This is a genomic window from Metallosphaera javensis (ex Sakai et al. 2022) (assembly GCA_021654415.1).
Taxonomy (GTDB): domain Archaea; phylum Thermoproteota; class Thermoprotei_A; order Sulfolobales; family Sulfolobaceae; genus Metallosphaera; species Metallosphaera javensis.
In genome coordinates this window covers 1,359,296-1,380,066 of record AP024487.1, presented here as the reverse complement: position 1 = coordinate 1,380,066, position 20,771 = coordinate 1,359,296, and the positions used below count along the sequence as shown (strand labels likewise).

The window sequence follows — 20,771 nt, the reverse complement described above, 5'->3', positions numbered from 1 at the left end:
GATATCAATATTGATATCGAAAATATTAACCCTTATTTAGACTCCTCAGGCCTCAATACCATGTCCTGACAATACGCGAGTTCTTCATGCCCTCCTTGAAGGCTACGTAAGTGATCAGGAAACCGATAGCTAGGGCCAGTGCGGCAATGGCAATAACGTCCACGATTGAAAAGTCACTGCTATCAATGGATCTCCTTACGCTCTTCCAAGCTGAGAAGAATCCAGAGATGTACTCCCACGCGTCGAAAACAGTGGCCACAGCGTCGTAAATGGTGATGAAACCAGAGGTCCAGCTATGGGTTCTTGAGAAGGCCATGGCTGAGGTTACGGTGGCAATGATTCCCCAGATTATGAACGTGAGGCCAAAAAAGAGGAAGCTGAAAGAGAAGAGGAAGGTGAAGGTGGAGAAGGATAGATAACCTAGATAGCCCAGGATCAGGGTCAGGGCAAGGAGGACCATGTAACCCATTGGGAGGAAACCTCCAAAGAAGTAGAAAATTGCACCAAGGGTTCTCCTGGCCCTATAGGTCTGTCCAGCGTTGTAGCTGTTCCACAGGGATATCAGAATATCTATGACGATGAAGATGATTGAGATTATGAGCCCAAGATTCATGGGCCGAGATTCATGGTGAAGAATAAAAAACTGATCCAATTGCATCGTGGTGCTCTGTAAGATCATTGTTCTTCACCCCAAGGTCGGAGTTGCAGTGCCAATTATTTTCCACTTATGACTGCACCTTACCTGAGGCAAGTTCAAATTTGATATTTCCACATAGTTCAATCTATTAACCAATGGTCGATGTACCGAGAACCACGTTCGTCATCGGGTGGATTTTACGGACATTCAAAACTAAATAGACTATATAGAACTATGAGGAATATGAAGTTATATATTGATTATATACATAATTCTAAAAATAGTATAGAGTCCAAGCGCTATCATGAAAGATTTATTCAAGCCTCTAGACGAAAAGAAACTTTCCTTTTTTCACTTCAAGTCGCTAATAACCACCGGGATGGGAGTTTTCACTGATGGGTACGACCTATCCTCAATAGGTATTGTTCTCCTGCTAGTTTTATCAGAGTTCGGGGTAACATCCAAGAGTCCTGACTACGTATCCATCACCGCTGGGATCTCGGGATCGGCTCTTGCCGGTGCTGCCGTGGGAGCCATAATATTTGGCATCCTTTCTAACCAGGGTAGGAAGAAGTTTTACGGAATAGATGTGGGCCTCATGACCTTGGGTGCCCTCCTGCAGGCCTTCGTGACCGATCCAACACAGCTCATTATTGTAAGGTTTCTCCTGGGCTTGGGCGTAGGTGCCGATTACGTTTTATCACCCATGATCATGGCTGAACATGCCAACGCGAAGGATAGGGGTAAGATAATTGCCCTGGGATTCGGTCTGTTCTGGGGATTCGGAGCTACAACGGCTGCGATCCTGTATCTCGCTCTTCAGGCAGCTGGAGTTCCACCATCCCTTATCTGGAGAATCGTGCTGGTCGCTGGAGCCATACCCTCCGCGTCAGTAATCTACCTGAGAAGGAAAATTCCGGAAACAGCCAGGTTCCTGGGTAGAATAAAGGGAGATGTAGAGGGGGTTAAGGACGTTATAAGGGAAGTTACGGGAACTGAAGTTAACCTGAGTTCTAAGATAAAGGATGAGACCAGCTTCACTCAGTACATCAAGAGAAATCTGGGTCTTTTCATCTCGGCCATTATCCTATGGTTCCTGTTTGACATTGTTGCCTATTCGGGAATACTGTTCGGTCCTAGCATAATTGCGAACAGTCTGGGAATAAACTCGGGAGTGTTTCAGCTTTTGATTGAGGGAGGATTCACCGTACCAGGGGGAATTATAGCGCTCTCCCTAATTGATAGGGTTGGGAGGAAACCTTTGCAGGTTATAGGATTCGTGGTGATGGCCATATCGCTGGTGTCCTTTGCCTTCTACAAGAGTTATGCTGGAGCAACGTTCTCCCCTGTGTTAGCCTTCTTCCTGTATGGACTGCAGAACCTGGGATCTCAAGCAGGACCCGGATCCGTTTCTGCGTCAGGTATACTTGGTGTGGAGCTGGCCCCAACCAAGGTGAGAGGGCTGGTTCAGTCTCTCACGGTGGCGGGAGGAAGAATAGGGGCAACATTGACCTCATTTGTGTTCCCCTCGCTTTTCCAGCACTACGGAGAGTCGTTCGCTGTGTACTTTCTAGCTACCATAGCGGCAGTAGCTGCAGTGATTACGTTAGTAGCAATACCCGAAACCAAGGGAAAGCCCTTAGAGGAGTCGTCAAACGAAGTAGTGATAAGTTCGTGAGGACTCCCTGAAACTTCACCTTTTTTCCCTCAATGCCGGCTTCTCATTAAGGAAAGGGTAGCGTGTGAAGTCTCTGTCAAGTGACGTGTCCAGTTCTCTTTCGATTTGGTATTCGTAGAACCCTACAGGCCCTTAATTACAATAACCCTACACACAAGGAAAGGGTGATAAAGGACCGGTAAATTCTTCTTGAGTTGGCTTTTGAATTGGTCACGAGCCAATCCTGATAAGAACTTTAAATGAGTCTGACTAATAATTAATCATGAAGACTGAAGTTAGATTGGGGAAAAAGTGTACGATCAGGATTCCGAAGGGAATAGTTGAGGAACTGGAGTTAAAGGAGGGATCGAAGTTCATTCTCAGGGTTAAGGGGGATCAAATAGTTCTCAAACCCATCAGGGACCCCGTATGGCTAGCCCTTCACGGCGAGAAATTTGCCACCATTACCCATGAAGATGTGGAAAGGATCAGCTCTGAGGAACAGTCCAGAGTTGAAAGGAAATGAGAATACTGCTGGACGTCAGCTTTAGAGCCTGCTCAGTTTGTTATGTAGTTCCAGGTTAAAGACTCCTTAAATGCACAACAACATGATGTAGCCCCAGCTTTATCCTGCCCATCCTGGGGGTTGAAGTTAGGAGAACTAGGAAGTTGCTGGAAAGGATATCTTCCCCCGAGATTTTCTACTCTGAGCTCTCACTCCTGGAATCCCTATGGGTACTCAAGAAGCTTAGCAGGACAGGAATGAAGGTCAACCCTAGGAGGGTTAGGGAGGGGCTCATTAGCCTCAGGTCTTTTAGAAGGGCAAGAACACCCTTAAGTGCTTTCCATAAAGCGTGGAAAAGCCGTGATAGGCATAACGACGCAATTGACCTTGTACTCTATTACACTGCCCTATCTCTTGGTATGAAGTTCCTGACTCTTGACTTAGAACTGGAGAAGCTAGATGACAAAAACGTGATAATACATAATCTTCCCAGCTAGTTCAAAATAGACGTAAAGAAATTAAAAACCGCCAGTGAGGTTGGTCTGCTACTCCTCTGTTCGGCCGTCATATCCTTGAGGAATCTCACCACCGCGGAGTCCAGCCCAACAGTTTCAAGAGGAGCATAGTCCCTTAGCCTGTATATTGACCTATCTATCTTCTCTCCCTGAAGCATTCTCTCCATGGAGGGGATCATGGGATCATTTAGGTACCTCCTGGTTAACAGGAAATATGCCATAGCTCCCAGGGAATATACGTCGTCCCTTGGATCAATCCCTCCCTGCCTGATGGAGGCTAACTGCTCCAGAGAGGAGTACTCCAGGGTGATACCGGGAGGAATCCCTCCAGCTTTCACCGCAGAACCTAGGTCGGCCAGCTTGGGGTTAACCTCCCTTCTCCTCATCCTCTCGTAGATTTCACCCGCGGTGGGAGGCGGTTCCCTATCCAGAAGAACGTTCGTCGGTTTCACGTCGCAGTGAACATAACCCTTTTCGTGGATCTTGATCAAACCGCTGGAGATCCTAGAAATTATGAGGAACACAACCCTCTTCCAGGAGTCCGAGTAAAATAGCGCGTCGTCCCTAACCAGTTTACCCACTGATCCACCTGCCATGTACTCCATGACTATCATGGGAGGGTATTCCAGGTAGTACCTGGGCTCAATCAGAGCTTTTCTCAAGGTATCCCTATCCAAGTGGACTCCCACAAGCTTAACAAGGTAAGGTGAGTCGCTGAGGTCAAGGAGGGCGCTCTGCTCCTTGAACAGGTTATCCAAAACGCTGATTACATTTCTGGTGAGACCACCGGAAGGGGACTGCACCAGCTTTGGCACCTTTAACGCAACAATACCTCCAGGGGAGGAGGCCTTCAGGACATAACTGAATCCTCCCTCACCCAGAACACCCTCCACCCTGTACCCGTAGAGATCCCTTCCAACCCACACTTCTGGATCCCAGCGGTCTAGGGATAGGGTCAAATCCACATTCATAACTGATCTCTTGCAGATCCCTGAGATGCATACCTCAACTTCCGCCACTCCCCCACGAGTTAGATCAACCCTATACTCTCCTGGACCTATGTGCGATGGTACAAGGGGGTTACCATCCAACTTCACATTGATCGTATCTGGTTCCTTAGAATAACCTAAAACCTGAATCAGGAGATAATTTTTCTCCTGAACTAGAGAAACGTCAAAGTCCACAAGAGGGACTTCCTCGGTCTTTACGACTGGTATCCCCCTATAGCTCGCCGTCACAACCAGTTTATGGATGCCCTTAGGCGAGCTTAACTTGCAGATATAATTTCCACGGGAACCTGTGGGTAGACATGAGACCAGCTTTCCATCCCATGTAACCATGAACCGATCTACGTCGACTGGCACCTCCGCGAATAGAAACCTCTCTGAAAACGAGATGTGAATGGTGACGTCATAAAGGTTCCCAACTTTCCTTGGGGTCCAGCCGATCCTTGATATCAGCACGTGATAAAGTTGGACCAAGTTAAATTTAGCCTTATGCCGTGCTCTCCACCGTCGTATCCTTCACTTCGTTAAGATCGTGAAGGGGCCTAAGAACCTCCCTGAGTATTTCCATGTCGCCCCTCAATATACGTACGGCCTCAAAGGTGGAGATCTCTATCTTGGTTATGGAGTCAGATACCCTTAATCTCCCTGAGTTGGTTAACACGAACTTACTTCCCACCGTATACTCCTTTTTCTCGTGCTCCACTGTCCTCACCTCAGAGAGTAGATTAACCTCATCATCGCTTTCCCTGTCATCGTTCATGAGCTTAACCTGACCCAGCACTGCCTGCCCATCCTTTATGAAAAATATCCCCACCACCATGAACTTTCCGTTGGCCTCAATCCTCTTCCCCCTGGGATGAACGTAAGTGATACCCATCTCTTTGCCTTCCGCGGATAGGATCTCCCTCAGTAACTTCTCCATCTCCCTGGAGTCCTCTTCAGGGTTCTTCAGGGAATGGGAACTCCTCAACCTCTCCTTGAGGCACTCCAGGTTCTCCCCGCACTCCCTCTCAAAGTTTTCTACCTGCGACTTCATGTACTGTAACATGGAGCTAACCGTGTTTAGCTCTCCTCCACTCCACAGGGAATAGATGATGGGGAAAAGATCCTCTGCGAGGGGGTGACAATAAGCATCTATTATCTCCTTTATATCATCCTGAGTTAAGACGGTATCAAGGGAGACCCTGCTTTCGTCCAGCCTTCTCCTCACAGCCAGGTCTGTGACCCTGCTGTACGAGTCCGTGGGAATGGCCATTATCACGGGAATGCCAAGGCCAGCGTTTATAAGCCTGTGAATCTTGGGAATGTGGGAATCCCTAACCTCATCCACGAGAAGATTCACCTCAGTGAGGGTCTTGAGGTCCATGAGGAATCTCAGCATCCCGTCGAAATCCTTCGTGTAGTTTAGGCAGAACAACCTGAGGTGAAGATCGTCGTACTTGTTGCAGACCTTGAGTAACCAGTCCTCAAATTTTACGCCCATCAATCTCTTGAGGAAACCGTAACCCAGTTTACTACCCTTGCTCCTGAGAGCGGGTAGGACCAGTTCCCTGACCCTGAATTGGTCAACCTTTCCCCAGAACTCATCCTCAATCTCCGCCTTACTTGCCAGATCGAGGAAGAAGGTGAAGCCCTGTGCTTCCTCCTGGGTCTTTCTGAGGATGGTGGTCTTCCCCATTCCAGGTTGCCCTATAACTGTGGCCACGTCGTTGTTCTTAAGGGCGAGCAGGGTCTTCTCTAGGTATCTCCTGTAGGTGGGACCGGCTAGGACTACGTTCCTTGCGTTCCAAGTGGTTACAGTGACCTTTGGTACATTGCAAATCATGTTCTTACCTCTTCCTCTTCACAATTCCGTAAATGGAACCCTTTCTCACGTACCCCTCCTCTCCACCTGCAATCAGATCATAATGGTCCTCTATGTGATCGCGGAGTGCGGAGTAAAACTCTTCCTTTCCAAGGCCCATTTCCACGCGAATTGCCTGCAGATGGGCGTAACCCAGGTTGTCCCTCACCCTTTCATAGATCTCGTCAAAGGAATCCACCCTTGCCTTACTTCTCTGAGAGAGGGACTCGTGAAGTTTCCTGACCTCATCCCTCAGGCTGGAGATCTCCAGGAGTACCTGGTCCAGTTTGTCCAGAGAAGGCTCATATCCCTTACCTCCCTTTATCTGGACCGATCTAATCCTTCCCTGATCTTCAAGCCTCTTGAGGACCTCATGAAGTTGATCCTCCTGAAATTTCTTCTTCAACTTAGATAATGTAACCGGTTTGCCGTCGTAAAGCCTCTGAATCTCCTTGAGCACGTCACTGTCCTGAAGCATGATAGATAGCTTCATGGAATTATCTTAAATACCGGGGTACGTGGTATTACTCCCTGAGGGATTATGACCACTATTTCTTGACGGTCTCAGGTAATCCCAGAACCGAACCCAGCACCAGAATTGACGAGACCAATAACGATATTCCCAAGTCATCCTTCAGTCCAAAGGGCATCAATAGAACTAGACTGACCCCGAATCCTCCTCCCACGAGCCTACCAAGGAAAAACACCACGTTGGTTCCTGTGGCCCTAATTTCGGGAGGGAAGATTTCGCTCATCCAGATTCCAAAGTAGGCAAAGAAGGAGGATCCTACCATGAGCATGATGAGGGATATACTCAGTAGAGTAGAATTGAGGGTGAGCAATATTGCCAGGGAGAAAAGAATTGATATCCCTATGAAGAGAAAAGTGGTCCTCTTCCTTCCTATCCTGTCAGAGATTCTGCCAGCCAGAGTAAAGGCTATCATGCCAACCAGCAACGCGATGGAGAGCACCAGGAAGGCGTTAAGCTTGAGGGAAGACAGTAGGGTGAAAGAGAGGGAGACCAGAGGCACCACAAAGAGAAAAGATCCTATGGCAAACAGGGAACCCAGAATCACTATCCTGAGAACGTTAATTCTGCCAGTACTGGATCTGCTCTTCCACTTGGATTCGGGGATCAGAAACCAGAGTACAAATGAGAGTAACGAAGCTAGCCCCAATGTTAGAAAATAGGTGTCTAGGTTTGTGAAAAGGAATGCCCATATCAGACCCAGGAGGCCTCCCATGAAGTATAACCCTTGCATGATACTCCCCACAAATCCCCTGTACCTGGGAGGGGAGAGCTCTGCTGCATATGCATAACTGATACCGTTTTCTCCGTTAACCCCAAACCCAATGAGAAACCAGATGGCGTAAAGTAGTGACAGGTTCCTTACAAGGACGTTCAGTAAAAGAGGGAACGTGAACAGTGCAATGGAAACTAGAAGGGAAAATTTCCTGCTCCATCTATCTGCCAAAATAGACAGTGCGACTCCTCCTATGGATCCACCTATCCAGCTCAAGGGAACCGTGAAATAGACTCCCTGACCATAGATGGAGGAGAGGGAAGGTAATACGAAACTGATCGAGTAAACGGAGAGAGCAGCAAGGAGAAAGATCAAAAGGAGAGAGATGATAGCCTTCAACATGATGATATAAAGAGATGGCGAGGAAATAAGTTTGGTGAGCTACCCCGCCCTGAAGGGCGGAGCTTCCTGCTTCATGGACGAGGCTTGCCATAGAGGTCTCATCTCCACAGGCTCAACGGGTGGCTCCCACCCTGCCCTCCTGAGGAGGTTGAGGGAGGCGTTGAGGTCGCGGTCAAGAACTAGGCCACACTGGCAGGTGATGACGCGGTCTGAGAGGGAGAGGTTATGTCTTCTACCGCACTTGGAGCAGGTCTGAGAGGAGTATGCGGGGTTCACCTCCAGGACCTCTTTACCGTGTTTCTGGAAGACCCATTTCAGGGTTGAGGAGAGTCTAGAAAAGGAAACGTCGTGGAGATGCCTGTTCAGGGTTCTTGACCCGTCCCTGGTCATCTTCACCACGTTGAGGTCCTCCATTACCAGGACGTCGTAACGCCTAACCAGGGTGTTGGCCAGCTTGTAGTAGAAGTCGATCTTAGTGTTGATCACCCGTTCCAGGAGTTTCGCTAGTCTAAGCCTGGCCTTCTCCCAGTTACTCGATCCCTTCCTCTTTCTGGAGAGAAGCCTGGAGAGTGACCTGTACCTGGATAGGACCCTCTCCAGAAAGCGGGGGTTATCCACGTAGTGGCCGTCTGACGTGACCAGGAGGTGGGAGATGCCAAGGTCCAGTGCAGCGACCTTCCCCGTCCTTTCACTTTCCACGTGAAGGTCTCCCTCCACCAGAAAGGACACGAATAACTTGTTTGTTGGCGTCACCTTCACCGCGACCCTGCTGATCTTGTCTGGAAGCGGTCGATGGGCCAGGACCTTGAACACGCCAAGACACGAGAGGGAAAGGTAAATCCAGCTCTTCCTCCCTGATCTAGCTGGTCTAGTGGAGAGGATCTTCCATCCCGACTGGGGGTAGACCAGGGACCTGTACCTTTCAGGTTTCTTCTCCCTGGGGAACCTGGCCAGCCCCTGGAAAAAGCGATCCCTGGCCTCGCAGTACCTGTCCGCTACGTTCTGGAAGACCTGGGAGAACACGCGTTGGTAGTCAGGGTCCTGCTTCCTCAGGTCAAGGGCGAGTTGCCTCAACTCGGTCTTGTTAAGCCATTTCCCATCCCTTTCATGGAATGCGATATCTGTATACCTTAAGGTGTTGTACGCCTCGCACAGCAACCTCAACTGGGATTTTAACTCCCTCAACACGTCAGGGGAGGCGTACGCGCGAAACCTTAAGGTATACATTACGAAAAGGATAGTGATATTTCTTTAATATTTGTTTTGTTCGGTGTTCGTTCATCCCCGCCCTGAAGGGCGAGGTTTTCCGAACCTTTATAAGTCAAGGTTGCATTCCTTGAGTCCTTGTTAACTTGTTAATTGTTTGAAACTAAAGGATTTAAGGATCTGTGAAGCTATTTAATTTATGAATAGATCTATCATTCTTTTTGTTTTAGTACTGGGCACACTGATGGCGGCAGTAGATTCTACGGTAGTCCTCCTGGCTTTACCCACAATCACCACCGATTTGAGAACTAACCTTGACCTTGCAATCTGGACTATCCTGATCTACCTTTTGGTTGTAGCCGTGATGACGACCCAGCTTGGAAGAATTGGTGACATACTGGGAAGGTCCAGAATGTATAATCTGGGCTTCGCGATCTTTACCGTCGGGTCAGCCCTCTGTGGTTTATCTCCCACAGCGGAGATGCTTGTGGCATTCAGGGCGGTTCAGGCATTTGGGGCGTCCATGCTTCAGGCTAATTCTGGGGCAATCATAGCCGACACCTTTCCCCCGAATCAGAGGGGAAGGGCTTACGGTTACACCTCCATAGGATGGAACGTTGGTGCAACGTTGGGAATAGTGGTAGGGGGAATACTCACAACCCTGGTTGGATGGAGGTACATCTTCTACATAAACGTTCCCATAGGCATTGTGGCAATTCTCCTTGGCCTGAAATACGTCAAGGACCTTCAGGAGAAGAGGAAGCAGAAACTGGACATCCCCGGGATGGTGTTGTTACTTGCAGGGCTCTCCGCCATAACCTATGGAGCGTCTGACGTAGCTGGAAGGGGGATAGACATGTTCAATGGATCGCTCATTGGGATTGGCGCAGTTCTGGTGGTGCTCATGCTGGCCTATGAAAGGAGGGCTGAAAACCCCATTATAGACCTAAAGGCGTTTCAGAACAGGGTCCTCTCCTTCTCAATACTGGCGTCGTTCTTTCAGAGCACAGGTTACCTCTCAGTGGTCTTTGTAATAATAATGTACCTCCAGGGTATAAGGGGGCTAACTCCTTTGAACGCTTCGCTCCTCCTCGTTCCAGGTTACGTGATAGCCAGTGCTCTCGGACCTGCGGCCGGGAGGCTCTCGGACAGGATAGGGGCCAGGATACCAGCAACCTTGGGGATTGCAATGATGATGGGAGCAATCCTAGTTTACCTGACACTCACGGTCACCACCCCGCTATACATGATCATTATCGCTTCAGTTATAGGAGGCTTGGGATCGGCCTTATTCTATCCCGCAAACAACAGTGCAGTCATGGCCAACGCGAGGAAAGGATTTTACGGTGGAGCAAACGGCCTTCTGAGGACTCTGGCCAACCTGGGAACACTGTCCAGCTATGTTCTAACCTTGACCGTTGCCTCTCTCTCAATACCGAGATACGTTGCGTTTGAGGTATTTCTCGGAACAACCAATCTCCTGGGAGGGGTAGAGCAATCCTTCCTTAACGGAATTAAGGCAGCACTGGTGGTGGCCCTCTTCATCCTGCTTGTGGCCCTAATACTCTCAGCCTCAAGAGGAAAGGAGGTCAGGGTAGAGAAGGTTGAAGGGGCGATTAAGCCTAACAGAACCTAATCTTTTAGGGTCATATTTTATGGCTTGTTTTCCCTAGTTCCTCATATGCAGAGGACAAGAAATCACGGAGCATATTTCATGTTACTTTTAAGCTATATTCTTGCACTGGCTGGTTCGCTTAAACCACTCCTTCTAGTCATCGCGCCTCTTGTGGCACTTCATGCGGTTACCGTGGATCTGACCTATAGTAAAATGCTGGCGAGAAAGCTTGGGAAGACCGACTTGTCGCTCATGATAATAAACGCAATTCCATACCTCTTCCTTTTCAGGCCGTATTTTCTAATTCCAGCAACCATTTTTCTGCTTTCTATCATCTTATCATATGCTAAGGTTAACGTGTTACCTCAGATTTTGGGAACGCTGGGCCTCTCTTCACTGATGTTGCCCTGGATCTCCCTAGCTGGCACTGTGACTATACTGGATATCTCGGTTTACGTGGTATGGTGTGCCTACACAGTGGTTGAGGCCCTCTATGTGGAATACAAGTTACCCTTCAGGAAGATAGGGGCAAATGTAGTTAGAGGAACCTGGGCTATCTTTCTGCTCGTGGGAGGTGCTTTCTCTTTTCTCTTCCCTCCCCTTGCATTGAGCCTCATCGAGCCCAGCATCAGATTCTTCAAACCTGGAGAGAAGTTGAGAAGTGCCTCAGAAATAAGGGAACTGGGAAAAAGGGGAAGCAAGAGAACAATTGCACTGTTTGCTCTTCTGGCGTTTACGCTGATTTTATACCATATTTTCGGAGTGCTTGGAGTAATCATGCCGTCAGTTGTTGGATCGTTTACCGTCACTCAGGCAACATATGGGCACCTTGCCTAACGGGGATCTCTTTAACCCTAAAGGTTTAGGGTGTCAATAGATATTTTTGTTCTCGCCATTGGACCCATGAAACCGGGATTTTTCCTGCTGATGATGGGAATAGGCCTCCTCTTCCTAGGAGGAGTACCGGCTGTGCTTAACTTCATGGATAATCAAGGCTTTCCATATCCGCTTCCAATAACGTTCTTTCAGGCCCACTGGTTCGTCATGGTGTACGGCTTCTTTCTTCTGCTCATAGGAAATGAACTACTCGTAGCCCTAAGCAATGAATGGAGAGGGAACTCTGCTCCCACCTGGCTGATACTGGTCTTTGGTGTACTGGTCCTACTGTCGAACGTTCTTAACGAGCTCAATAATCCGCTATCATATTATCTGGTGATCGTCGCACTCGTTATTCTCATGAACTATTCTAGGATATACCTTTCACCCTCCAGGATTGGCCTTAAACCCACAGCTTATAACTACCTTCTGTTCTATACCCTTTTAATCACGTCCATTATAGTAAGTTTCCAGGCAGTTTTCGATTTACCGTGGCTCGGGCTGGCCTTTCCCGCCCTGACTATATTCGCGATCATGAGCAGGGATCTAGGACTTGTCCTGGGAGGGAGGAGGATCAACCAGGATGAGATGGTACTGGCATACATTTCCCTGGCCATAGGAATACTGGGCTACGGTATGCCCCTATCTCCCGTCTTCATGGTGATGGGGTGGGGCCTATCACTTCACGCCTCGGGAATTCCCTGGTCCAGGGGAAGGCCCTATCCCAGGATCGCGCTTACCACAGCATGGATCTGGCTCCTGGTCTCTGCCCTGGTCCAGGAAAATTACGATGCATATATTCACTCCCTCGCCCTAGGCTTTCTATTTAATACTGTCTTTGGTGTGGACTCTGTCCTTATTGACATGCTTGTGGGAATTACGGGAAAGAGATTGACAGTGAGGCCGTCATACCTCCCACTCATACTCCTCAACCTGGGTCTGGTGATGAGAGTTACCTTCGACCTGGGTCTGGTCTCCCCCATCCTTCTCCTCTCAGCACCGCTTCAGGGTATAGGGATCATCTCATTTTACGCGTTAATGTTCAAGCAAGTAATACCACAGGTGAGAAAGGTTGATAAAAGTGAGTCCCTTATTATTAAGGGTGAAAGGACCGCTAGAAGTTGAGCTATACGTCAGGAGGAGCGACTGCAGGGTCATGCAGGTCATGGGCGAGACTCATACAGTGATAGAGAAGATATCGCCGAAAACCGGATTTACAGATCACCTCATAAAGACCGAGGTTAGTCCAGAGCTTAAAAAGGAATTGAGAGATAAGGGTGTCAGGGTCATTAACGTGGGGGATTCAAGGATCTGGGCAAGGGCACCGAGTTGCTCTGCATGCAGGTTCTTCACGGGATCGGACGCCATGATACTCAACGCATGGCCCCTCAGCAAGGAGGAGATAGTGTACAGGTTACTGGTTCCCTCCATGGGATATCTTAAGGAAATGTTGTCGGAGCTCAATAGACTTAACATGAAACCCAGGGTACTGAGATCGAGGGAGGCAGTGGAAAACGATACAGGACTAACCCCTAGACAATTACAGGCCCTTGTGCTTGCCTATAAGAAGGGCTTCTTCAACGTGGAGAGGAAGTCCTCTCTCACCGACCTAGCTAACACCATGGGAATAAAGCCTTCCTCCGCGGAGGAACTGCTCAGGAGAGCGTTACAGAAGGTTGTGGGAGAGTACCTGAAAAGTCTGGAGAGGAACGAGTCTCAGAACCTTAACAGTTAGGGTCTGCCCTTATATTTACCAAGAGAGAGTGAAGGAGTGTCGTCGCTCTTTGAGAGCATCAATTCCTGGGAATTTAAACCCTACCGAAGGATGGGAGTGACCATAGATGAGGAGCTATTTTACGCCAAGATTCTGACCAAGTTCGTGGGAGGATTGGGGCCCAGACACGTTCTGGAGGTGGGATGTGGGAACTGCTTATTCACCCTTGTGCTGAAGAGGAGCTTTCCCAGTATGGAGATCACCTCCCTTGACCTGTGGGACGACGAAATTTCCCTGCCTGAGGTAAAGGGTTACCTGAGAGATGTGGACAACAACCTGGTGCAGAACCTGTTTCCCTTGCCCTTCAGGGACGGCAATTTTGACCTGGTATATGCTCCACTTTACTTCTACAACGTTGTCAAGAGCAGGAGAGATGAGCTGGCATCGGAAATCTACAGGGTTTTGAATAGGAACTCCTTCCTGGTTATCGTGGACCTAGAGATTGTGAGGAACTTGAGGAAAAGTTTCCTCAAGGCTGGATTTCTCGAGAGAAACTACTACGCAAACCAGGGGGTGTTCTTCTCCCTGATGCAGAAAACTTGATCAGCCCTTTTCTTCTCCTCACATCTCAGCTGAAACACGGGTCATCATTGCGTAACTAGATCTCCCTACCGTAATATTTCTTGCAGATCTCTGCCCCCATCAGCTCAGGATCGTCGTAATAGTGAACCTCTCCAAATCCCCTCTCATCCAGCCTCTCCGGGAAGGCCTGGGCCAACCTGTCCGTGCTCTGACCTGTCCCTGTCAAGACGTAAACGGACTTGCCCATGGCATAGGCCATCATTATCTCAGTCATGGTCCCCGTCTCTCCTCCTAGACTAACCAGGATGTCCCCTGACCTGGCTATGAAAACTGATCTGCATCTGGGATCGCATCCCGTGTCAATCCTGATTACCTCGCTGGGCATGATGACGTGCTCCGCTCCCTCGGGAATTATGGCTACAACCCTGTGCCCTTCACGGATGGCCTCATCCACTATCACGGCCATTAAACCCCAGTAACCACCCAGAATGAACACCTGCTTACTGCACCTGCTCAGGGCTCTCACAAACTTTCTAGCTTTCTCCTTCAACTCGTCCCTGGGCTCTGTTCCGAGGGCAGCTATGGCGATCTGCATAATCATTGAGTGTATACTGGGTATAAAAATGGTGTTCCTGGTCTGGATTTGCCCAACACGTTGAATGTTCAAGGGGCCCTTAACGCGAAACACGTAACAGACGTAGCCCCTTCCTTGATCACCAAAGCAATTAATTCCACCTCTGGATTCAAGCTTCATGGACAGGAGATTTTTCTTGACCACTGGCTTCGTAGCCATGTTATTCAATTCAGTGTATCAGTACTCATGGAATGCCTTCTTCCCCCTACTGGTGAAGGGATTTAACTCCTCTCCCAGCGCCATTGAGGTGGGTTTTACGCTCTTTGTGATTTCCTCTACCTCCTTTCAAGTTCTGAGCGGAAGGCTCTCAGACTTGAGGGGGCCAAAACTAGTGGGTTCTCTGGGGGCGCTGGCTTTCTCCCTGGGGCTAATATTGAGTTCCCTGGCACCAAACCTTCCCGTCTTCTACGCAACGTGGACTCTTGGCAGTGTGGGTGAGGGAACTATTTACGGAATATCCCTGAATCTAGCCATCAAGTGGTACGGGGAAAGGAGAGGACTTGCCTCGGGACTTGTATCCATGGGTTTTGGCCTGGGAGGGGCAATTGCAAACCCATTCATCGAACTCTCCCATAGTTTCAGAGTTTCCATGCTGGTGATAGGTGTAATCTCACTAGGTCTCTTGCCCCTCTTTATTCTCTCCAGTTACCCGGGGAACGTGGAGGGAACTCCCCCAGGGGAGACAGTGAGGGAGACCAGGTTCTGGCTAATTTACGCGTCCTTCGTTCTAGCCTCCATTCCGCTTCTTGTCACTTCGTCATCTCTTGGGGAACTGGGGGACTACCTGAGCGAAGTGCAGTACGCCATCGCCACGGTATACTTTCCAGTTGCCAGTGGGGTGGGAAGGCCCATCATGGGGTATCTAACGGATCGACTTGGGAGGTTAAGGGGAATTGATTACATGATCGCTGGAATCCTACTGGGCACACTTCTAGTGGTGATTGGAGACCTGGGGAAAAATCTCCTCCTTCTAGTTGGGGTAGCCTTAGTGGGAGTGATGGGCGGAACAACCTATCCCCTCTTTTCAGCCCTGGTGGGAGATCTGTACGGACCTAGGTACTCCACGGCCAACACGTCACTCCTTTACACGGGCAAGATAGTGTCAGGAGTTCTGGGAAGCCTGGTCTTTTCGTCCCTATTTCAGTTCAATGATGAACTGGGGCTGGGTTTCCTGATGATCGCGACTCTCCTCTCCCTAGTTACCTTGGCTATACTTCACCAGAAGATTACTGGCTAGAAGGATCACGAAGGGAAAAAAGGTTTAGCCTCTTCTTTTAAGTCCCACCGCTATGCCAACAATTGCCAAGATCAGGGCGACTATGGCTATTATCTCCCCATCGTTGGCAGTACTGTGAACTGTGGAAATTCCCTCACTCAGGCTTTCGTTGAGACTGGTAACCCTCTGTGATACCGACTCCAACTGGTTCTCGAAAACAACCCTGGTATTCACTGTGGAGTTGAGACCGTCGGTCTGGTCCACTGTGACGCTGATCTCGTGTGTACCGTCTGAGTACTTAGCGGTATCTAGGCTTACCTGGTGGGTTCCGTTACCCTGGAAGCTCTCCAGCAACTGCCCGTCCAGGTAGATCATTACCTGCCCAACGTCCTGTCCCTGGACAGTTATCGGGATGGTCACATTACCCGTGATGTTCTCGTAGGGCGTTACACCTATCTGGATGATGGGGAGACCAGGAGTTACGCTACTGATCACAGTCTGTACTGGGGTTACCGTGGATGAGAGGGCAATCAGGTCGTGGACCTGAGAATTGATGAGCTTTACACTACTGTTAATAAGGATAAGTCTGCTAGCCTGAACGTCCACAAGGATTGCCTGCGTGTCCTTGAATATCAAGGTTCCGCTCACGTTTGAGAGGGTAATGATAACGTCGCTGTTGACCAGCGTATTGTTGCCCAGGAAGAGATCGTTCACCAGGTTACCGTTCACGTGAAGAGTATCGCTCTGGAACGCTGAGTCATAGGTCTGAACTTCGGAGTATGAGGGGTCATTCTTTACGAGAGTATATGGCTCCACGAAGAATTCCCTGGAGTTGGAGATGTTAGTTGAGGTCACGCCACCATAGGCTGATACTCCTGTGACCAGGACCTTGAAGGGCTCAGCAAAGTAGGAGTTACCCAGATAGGTCAAGTTACCGAGGGAGAGCGTTGAGGGTAGGGTAACGTTACCTGTCCACAGACCACTGCTGGAGTTGTACCACAGGGGAACCTCAAGTAATGTGGAGATGATCGAATAGTTCCGAGTGAGAAGGGTTGGGAAAACCGTTGCTGAGAACATTCCATATTTCACTACCTTACCAGCTGACGTTATGTTACTGTAAATGTATAACGTGGATCCCTGTATCACGTAGGTGCTGGAGAAGTTCAGGGGTGTACTGATCCTGGAGCCTACGTATATTTGACCGTAGTAAAAACCTGGGATGGTTTCGTTCAGTGTGTAGGAGTCGTATGAAGCGAACAGGAGAACCGTGTACAGACCTGATGTGGCGTTCCTGGGAACCTTTAGGTAACCCAGGTAACCGGTTCCTGTGTAGAGGACCTGGGTGGTGGACACGACCTTTCCGTCATTAAGCAGTTCGGCGGTGATGTTTGAACCGGTCATCAGATTGTTTGCCGTATCTGGTGCCATGGAAATTAGGTTGGCGGGTGGGATCAGGCCTCCCTGAATGATTATGTCTTGACCCGGATAGACCGTACCGGGTTCCGCTATTGTGGGAGAGAGAATGAAGAGGGAATTGAGTCCTATCCCGTTAAAGATAGCGTCATATCCGAAGGAGTTGACCACCTGAAGGAGGAGAGGGCCGGCAGGCAGGTTGCCCTGTATCATTCCAGTCCACGCGTTCACCGCAGGGTTGAAGGTAAGGGAGGTTTGGTTTACCAACGTGAAGGAATTGTTGGTAATGTTGTATGAGTACACGTTCAGTTCCAGCACCGTTGAGTTCGGGGCTAGCTGGCCTGAGGGAGTTGTAGCGTTGACTACAACGTTGATACCCGAGCCTGTCCAGCACACCTGATATGGAGTTGGGGAGAGGAACTGAACGAAGTAACCAGAGTACGCCTCGACCATTCCATAACCCATTGTTCCATTAGACTCGCCCCATACAGTTACGAACGTCACACCGCTATCATTCTGGGGAACCACCAGATTGGCTGACCAGATGCCTGACCCTTCATTGGTCAACTTCACAGTGGTGAGATTGCCCTCAACGCTCTCCAGCGTGACGTAGAAGTTACCGCTATTAACCTCCTGCCCGTTCAGGGTCACGTTGGCCTTAACCGTCAAGCTCTGTCCCGGGAGGATGGTGGTGTTGGAGACGTTAACCATGATCGAGAGGGAACTGGGTAACTCCTTCACCAGGGAGGCGAATTCTCCCACGTTGAGCTGCCCCCATCCAGTGACAAGATTGTAACCGTACGATGCAGTCCAGGGTATGTTATAGCCGAACGTTATGGGGTAAAAGACCTTCCCATAGTTGGTGTTGGCGAGGTAGTAAAGATCAGGGTTTACGTTGCCAAGTCTGGAATGGGTGTACTGCATTACCAGGGTTAGGAGACCCGCAGTCAATGGTGAGGCTTCGCTGGTTCCACCTGAGATGGCAGTGACGTTCCCCGGGCACACGATGAAAATCCCTGGATAAACGTCGGCATTTGCCGAAATATCTGGAATTTCCCTACCGTTGGGGAAGCCAGCGGGAGTTGTCAGCCCCCACTGATAATAGGGCTTGGGCTCCACCTGACTTATTCCCCCTGTACTGCCACCGTAGTTGACGTCTGGTGGCACAAATCCATAGTTGGACCACGCCGTAACGTTAAAGGAAAATCCTCCGAAGGTTATGTAGGTGGTGGTCCCACCCATTGCGGTGACGAAGGGAGAGGTTGCAGGATAGCCAACAGAGCCGAGAGGTCCTGCGCTGTACCCGCTACCTCCTTCATCTCCGCTGGATGCCAGGAACGTTATGCCCTCTGCGCTACCCATGGCGTAATACTGATCTGTGAGGACCACACACTGGTAAAACAGGGAACCAGAGAACGTAGGTATAAACTCGTCAGGGATTGAGAAGCTCTGGGAAAGGGTATCAACCCTATCCTGGGACACGATCTTGGCTATTACCGAGGAAAGGGGAAGGTTCGGGTTGGCCACATAGAGCACAATGCTGGCACCGGGAGCCATGGCGTGAGCTGACTCCACATCCAAGCTTATCTCACCTGCCCATCCTGCAGTTATTCCCAGGTTTGGATTGTAGGGACCTATGGGCACAACGGAGAAGTTAGGTGGAGCTGGTATATCATATATCTTGTCGAAGTATGCCAGCTGTTGCTGAATATATGGATCACCGTAGAAGTCCAGTATTCCCACGGTGTAGTTTGTGCCGTTTATCCCCCTGCCTATGAGCGTCGAGACGTTATAAACTCCCCTCAAATCAGGTAAGGGATAAGCCTCTATAGGAGCCGTTATGTTTGGCTGATCGAATTTGCTCTTCAGCTTCTCCACGTCACTCTGGGTGAAAAGGGTGGACGGATGGGAGAAGAACAGGGCAGAAACGTTGCTGGAAACAATGATTCCGGGAACCTTTGGAGTCCCCATTGAAGTGTAGTAATACGCGCTCCCATTACTCATCAACACGTAATGTATGCCAAGAACCCGAGACAGCTGTGATGCTGTTCCCTGAACTACTATCACGGAATCCGCTGCCGTGAACAGAACACGAACGTGATTGTCGTGAAGATAATTCATTACCTGGGAGAACTGGGAAGTGGGATAGAAGAGGTTCTTGACCTGAGATGGGGAAAGGAACCTATGATAGAGGGGCGATCCAGGATTGGACACCTGCTCCGCGTAGTAGTACAGAAGATCCACATTCCTCAAAGGTATGTAAATTGAGGCTATCACTGGCGTGTTTCCGGGAAGGCTCACCTCCCTGAAACCATGCAACCTGGTGAATAATGTCTCATTTATTGTTGACGCTGAGCCCACAGTGATGGTTAGAGCTGGGACAATAACCGAAAAAACGAAGAGATACAAGGCCACTTGTGCTAGAAATTTTTTATGCATTACATTGTGTATTTACCTCCCCTTAAAATATTTTTTCTAAATTACTAGTTAGCAAATGGAAAGAACCATTCTCGTTCCAGTTGGGGCAAAGTAGTGTAAGTCGAAGATGGACACCCTGCTTCATTATTTAGAGCGAGGTCTTGCAATAGCTCGTAACTTGCATAACAATTTAGTTTTATTCTGTAGTTAACTTTCACTGGAAGATTGACCTTATCTTTCGGGGAAACAGGAAGAACTTTCACTAGTACTTTGTGGAAGTTTTTATCCATTGTTTTCTACCTCTATTTCATCTAAATCCAGATATTGGACCACATCAAGATTAAACTGATCGTGATGTTCCTCGAAGAACCTCCTCACCTCCTCCCTGGCCTCCTCCACGTTGTTGAAGAACCTGTTCGCAAGGTGGAACTTCAGGTCCTTGAAGATCCTCTCCACAGGGTTTAGCTCTGGCGAGTACTTTGGGGTGAAAACGGGTCTCACTCCCCTTCTCCTGAACAGGTCCAGGATAGCCCCCGTCTTGTGGGAGGAGTGGTTGTCAAGGACGAGGTACTTGGTCTCCCTGCCCCACTTCCTCTCCATCCTGTAAACGAAGCTCTTCATGTTCTTGCTGGAGAGGGAGTTGTAGAGGGTGTACAGCACCTTCCTTGAAATGGCGTCAAGGGCGAGGAAGACGTAGAAGTGCTGGAAGCCCAGGTTCACCCTGATCCTGGGCCTGGAACCCCTCCTGGCGAGGCACCTCCTCACCGTGGTGCCCACCACCACCCTTGTCTCATCGAAGAACGCTATCCTGCGTCCCATCAGTTCCTTCACTTTTTTTAAAATCGCGGTGCTTCTCCACCTCGGCCCTGGCGTTCACCGGCCTGGGCGTCACGAAACCGTACCCCAGCTGGTGCACTACCCTGTAAAGGTGATACCTATTGTAAACTATCCCCCTCTTCCTCAGCTCAGCGTTCAGCGCCCTCATGGTCCACCCCTCCAGGTTGTATCCCAGCTCCCTGGGACTTGTCTCCAGCACCTTCTTCACCTCCTCGCTGGAGTACTTCCTGGGCCTACCCGACCTTGGCCTATCCCTCAACGCTCCGACCCCTCCCCTCTTGTACTTCGCGACCCACTTCTTCACCGTTGAGTACGAAACCCCGAGGACCTCGGCCACCCTGTACTCCCTGAACCCGTCCACGAGGTACATCTTCACCCCCAGTATTCTCTGCCTTATCCTAGCATTCTTTTCCTCCCTGTAAGCCTTCTCTAATTCCTCCACATTCTATA

General features: G+C 49.5%; 19 protein-coding genes. 9 read left to right on the top strand and 10 right to left on the bottom strand.

Annotated features, from left to right (window positions below):
* Positions 1 to 52: 52 nt before the first annotated feature.
* A complete protein-coding gene (locus QVC96_RS08045; protein ID WP_287688846.1) occupies positions 53 to 613 on the bottom strand; it encodes a hypothetical protein in 561 nt (186 codons plus the stop codon).
* Positions 614 to 941: 328 nt separating this feature from the next.
* On the opposite strand from QVC96_RS08045, the gene QVC96_RS08040 reads away from it, so the two are divergent.
* The 3 genes from QVC96_RS08040 (at position 942) to QVC96_RS08030 (ending at position 3,296) form a co-directional block, all read left to right on the top strand.
* Positions 942 to 2,315 carry an MFS transporter gene (locus QVC96_RS08040; protein WP_287688845.1) on the top strand — a complete coding sequence of 458 codons (1,374 nt, stop codon included), beginning with the start codon at positions 942 to 944 and terminating at the stop codon, positions 2,313 to 2,315.
* Positions 2,316 to 2,577: 262 nt separating this feature from the next.
* Entirely contained in the window at positions 2,578 to 2,820 is a 243-nt protein-coding gene (locus tag QVC96_RS08035) for an AbrB/MazE/SpoVT family DNA-binding domain-containing protein (protein ID WP_287688844.1), read from the top strand.
* A gap of 101 nt (positions 2,821 to 2,921) precedes the next feature.
* Positions 2,922 to 3,296, top strand: coding sequence for a PIN domain-containing protein (locus tag QVC96_RS08030; RefSeq protein ID WP_342765759.1), 375 nt, complete (start codon positions 2,922 to 2,924; stop codon positions 3,294 to 3,296).
* On the opposite strand, the gene QVC96_RS08025 is transcribed toward QVC96_RS08030, so the two are convergent.
* Genes QVC96_RS08025 through QVC96_RS08005 form a run of 5 tightly spaced genes read right to left on the bottom strand, consistent with a single transcriptional unit; the run spans position 3,293 to position 9,037 of the window.
* Complete coding sequence (locus tag QVC96_RS08025) at positions 3,293 to 4,777, bottom strand: protein kinase domain-containing protein (protein WP_287688843.1); 1,485 nt, start codon at positions 4,775 to 4,777, stop codon at positions 3,293 to 3,295. The genes QVC96_RS08030 and QVC96_RS08025 overlap by 4 nt on opposite strands.
* Before the next feature lie 31 nt (positions 4,778 to 4,808).
* A complete protein-coding gene (locus QVC96_RS08020) occupies positions 4,809 to 6,146 on the bottom strand; it encodes an ATP-binding protein (protein ID WP_287688842.1) in 1,338 nt (445 codons plus the stop codon).
* Between the two features lie 4 nt (positions 6,147 to 6,150).
* Positions 6,151 to 6,657: a hypothetical protein gene (locus QVC96_RS08015; RefSeq protein ID WP_287688841.1), complete on the bottom strand. Its 507-nt coding sequence runs from the start codon at positions 6,655 to 6,657 to the stop codon at positions 6,151 to 6,153.
* Positions 6,658 to 6,712: 55 nt separating this feature from the next.
* Complete coding sequence (locus QVC96_RS08010; RefSeq protein ID WP_287688840.1) at positions 6,713 to 7,810, bottom strand: MFS transporter; 1,098 nt, start codon at positions 7,808 to 7,810, stop codon at positions 6,713 to 6,715.
* Positions 7,811 to 7,849: 39 nt separating this feature from the next.
* Positions 7,850 to 9,037: an RNA-guided endonuclease InsQ/TnpB family protein gene (locus QVC96_RS08005; protein ID WP_287688839.1), complete on the bottom strand. Its 1,188-nt coding sequence runs from the start codon at positions 9,035 to 9,037 to the stop codon at positions 7,850 to 7,852.
* A 178-nt stretch (positions 9,038 to 9,215) separates the two neighbouring features.
* On the opposite strand from QVC96_RS08005, the gene QVC96_RS08000 reads away from it, so the two are divergent.
* The 5 genes from QVC96_RS08000 to QVC96_RS07980 all read left to right on the top strand — a co-directional run bounded on the left by QVC96_RS08000 (position 9,216) and on the right by QVC96_RS07980 (position 13,824).
* Positions 9,216 to 10,652 (top strand): MFS transporter, encoded by a 1,437-nt coding sequence (locus QVC96_RS08000; protein ID WP_287688838.1) that lies wholly within the window; start codon positions 9,216 to 9,218, stop codon positions 10,650 to 10,652.
* Between the two features lie 45 nt (positions 10,653 to 10,697).
* Entirely contained in the window at positions 10,698 to 11,468 is a 771-nt protein-coding gene (locus QVC96_RS07995) for a hypothetical protein (protein ID WP_287688837.1), read from the top strand.
* Positions 11,469 to 11,534: 66 nt separating this feature from the next.
* Entirely contained in the window at positions 11,535 to 12,632 is a 1,098-nt protein-coding gene (locus tag QVC96_RS07990; RefSeq protein WP_287690454.1) for a nitric oxide response protein, read from the top strand.
* Entirely contained in the window at positions 12,610 to 13,242 is a 633-nt protein-coding gene (locus QVC96_RS07985) for a helix-turn-helix domain-containing protein (protein WP_287688836.1), read from the top strand. The genes QVC96_RS07990 and QVC96_RS07985 overlap by 23 nt, the downstream gene beginning before the upstream one ends.
* A gap of 36 nt (positions 13,243 to 13,278) precedes the next feature.
* Positions 13,279 to 13,824: a class I SAM-dependent methyltransferase gene (locus tag QVC96_RS07980; protein ID WP_238027372.1), complete on the top strand. Its 546-nt coding sequence runs from the start codon at positions 13,279 to 13,281 to the stop codon at positions 13,822 to 13,824.
* A 55-nt stretch (positions 13,825 to 13,879) separates the two neighbouring features.
* Here QVC96_RS07980 and QVC96_RS07975 read toward each other — a convergent pair whose 3' ends face one another.
* Positions 13,880 to 14,398: an LOG family protein gene (locus QVC96_RS07975; protein ID WP_287690453.1), complete on the bottom strand. Its 519-nt coding sequence runs from the start codon at positions 14,396 to 14,398 to the stop codon at positions 13,880 to 13,882.
* 175 nt (positions 14,399 to 14,573) lie between these two features.
* Here QVC96_RS07975 and QVC96_RS07970 point away from each other — a divergent pair, with 175 nt between their 5' ends.
* Complete coding sequence (locus QVC96_RS07970; protein ID WP_238027371.1) at positions 14,574 to 15,674, top strand: MFS transporter; 1,101 nt, start codon at positions 14,574 to 14,576, stop codon at positions 15,672 to 15,674.
* Positions 15,675 to 15,698: 24 nt separating this feature from the next.
* Here the strand turns inward: QVC96_RS07970 and QVC96_RS07965 are convergent, their stop codons facing one another.
* The 3 genes from QVC96_RS07965 to QVC96_RS07955 all read right to left on the bottom strand — a co-directional run bounded on the left by QVC96_RS07965 (position 15,699) and on the right by QVC96_RS07955 (position 20,763).
* Positions 15,699 to 19,505 carry a S53 family peptidase gene (locus QVC96_RS07965; protein ID WP_287688835.1) on the bottom strand — a complete coding sequence of 1,269 codons (3,807 nt, stop codon included), beginning with the start codon at positions 19,503 to 19,505 and terminating at the stop codon, positions 15,699 to 15,701.
* A 261-nt stretch (positions 19,506 to 19,766) separates the two neighbouring features.
* Positions 19,767 to 20,303: an IS630 family transposase gene (locus tag QVC96_RS07960; RefSeq protein WP_287688834.1), complete on the bottom strand. Its 537-nt coding sequence runs from the start codon at positions 20,301 to 20,303 to the stop codon at positions 19,767 to 19,769.
* A complete protein-coding gene (locus QVC96_RS07955) occupies positions 20,275 to 20,763 on the bottom strand; it encodes a helix-turn-helix domain-containing protein (protein ID WP_238027283.1) in 489 nt (162 codons plus the stop codon). Before QVC96_RS07955 ends, QVC96_RS07960 begins: the two co-directional genes overlap by 29 nt.
* Positions 20,764 to 20,771 lie beyond the last annotated feature (8 nt).